Here is a 1500-nt window from a genome sequence, read left to right as displayed (position 1 = left end):
AACCCGCGAGACACGATCTCAGGGAAGCAGGCTGACAATTTATCTGCTTCATTGAACGCGAAACTGAGTACGCAATTCGCACGAACCGAAGTACTGGTTGTGGTTTCTGAGATCGGTCGTCGTGTTTTAGGGGCTGCGTCAGATGAGTAATCTTTTGAGATTCTGCCATTTTGGTACAACTCAATCACCTATTCGATACCGTTCTCGGACTTTGGCTTTTGTTCGACCAATTGGATCTGGGCGAGCGACATGAAGACCCAACTCACTTTATCCCAACGATGACTTAGGAGCGTCTAAATGAAGAAGTTTTTACTGAGCATATCAATGTCATTTCTCGCAGGCGAACTGGCGGCGCAATCGCAATTGACGACCGCGTCGCCCATTCCTGATGGCGCGGAAAAACGGTTCTGCTACTATCAGGGTCTCGTGTACTCTGAGAACGCCTTCATACTATTGGTCGGCACCAACACCGTAACTTCTACAGCTCCTCAAAAAGAAGAACGGTTGCTGCGTTGCTTTCGTGGAGACGATGGAAATTTGTCCTGGCGACCGCAGAGCACTCTTCAGCTTGGCAAGTAGAGACCTGAACCCATTTTCTGTGCTTCAGTAAATGGGTCGGAACGCCTCTAACCAAAAGGAGGCGCACCACGATGCAACAGATCAATGCCAAACTGTCCGAACTCTATTGTTCCAGGGTTGCTCATCTGGCGCATGCGCTATCGCTTCCCCCGTGACGTCGGCCTCTCGTCTTTAGGATGGGAGGGTCCGCTGTCGCGGACTTGTGCATCGCCGGTCTAATGCGCCGTCTTGGCCAAAGCGCTGCATAGCTAAGCAGGGAAAGCTACTCACCAGTCGGACTGCACAGTTTCCCATGGAAACCGTTTTGGTGATCCGCCTCGATTGAAATGGTCTGCCGTTATGGCTAAGAAATCCGGGGAACCACAAGCGTTGCATCTGGCCTCTCAGCCAGGATAGCTCTATCTGTCGATCCGCGTTCTGGGCATCATGCCTGGAACTCAGCGTTGAACACACTTCAACCTGTTCTCTGCTTACCGATTGCCAGAACCAGGTCCGCCTGCCAGCATTGCGGCTTGGCGCATTCGCTGGAACTCGTCAGGTGTGACGGTTCCATCGCTGACATCAATGCCCTTGGGAATCCGCGCTCGTTTGTGTCCGACTACTCGAACACTGCTTCTTGTGATTTCCAAGCAGGCAGAGTTGTAGCAAGTCAGCCCATTTGTGTTGATTTGAATAGCGGTTTGACCAATTGCATTGGTGACCAAAGGAGCCTGGGTAGTAGTGGCGCAAGCCGAAGCCAACACCGCAAACCCGAAACACGCCCATTTTTTCATACGCAACTCCTTTGTTCCTCAAAGATAGGTCAGCAACTGTTCAGTCAAATTTTTCGATCGTCTACTTCGAGCCCAAAATGCGCAATTCTACGTCTTGTGCGAAATCCTTTTTTTCTGTCAGGCGGCGCGCAACGAAGTCGGACGTCCA

At 51.3% G+C, this 1500-nt stretch carries 2 protein-coding genes; one reads left to right on the top strand and one right to left on the bottom strand.

Features of this window, described 5'->3' with window-relative positions; genetic code table 11:
- The first annotated feature begins 297 nt into the window (after nucleotides 1-297).
- Nucleotides 298-579 (top strand): hypothetical protein, encoded by a 282-nt coding sequence (locus ACR0FE_RS23585; RefSeq protein ID WP_170617596.1) that lies wholly within the window; start codon nucleotides 298-300, stop codon nucleotides 577-579.
- Nucleotides 580-1049: 470 nt separating this feature from the next.
- Here the strand turns inward: ACR0FE_RS23585 and ACR0FE_RS23580 are convergent, their stop codons facing one another.
- Nucleotides 1050-1352 (bottom strand): hypothetical protein, encoded by a 303-nt coding sequence (locus ACR0FE_RS23580; protein ID WP_170617598.1) that lies wholly within the window; start codon nucleotides 1350-1352, stop codon nucleotides 1050-1052.
- Nucleotides 1353-1500 lie beyond the last annotated feature (148 nt).

The organism is Ruegeria sp. K7, assembly GCF_056531785.1.
Note: the sequence above shows the minus strand (reverse complement) of the source record. Positions and strands in the feature narration are given on the sequence as shown.

Excerpts from the sequence above, each read along its gene's own strand:
- ACR0FE_RS23585 (WP_170617596.1), top strand. The coding sequence starts at position 298 with ATGAAGAAGTTTTTACTGAGCATATCAATGTCATTTCTCGCAGGCGAA.
- ACR0FE_RS23580 (WP_170617598.1), bottom strand. The coding sequence starts at position 1,352 with ATGAAAAAATGGGCGTGTTTCGGGTTTGCGGTGTTGGCTTCGGCTTGC.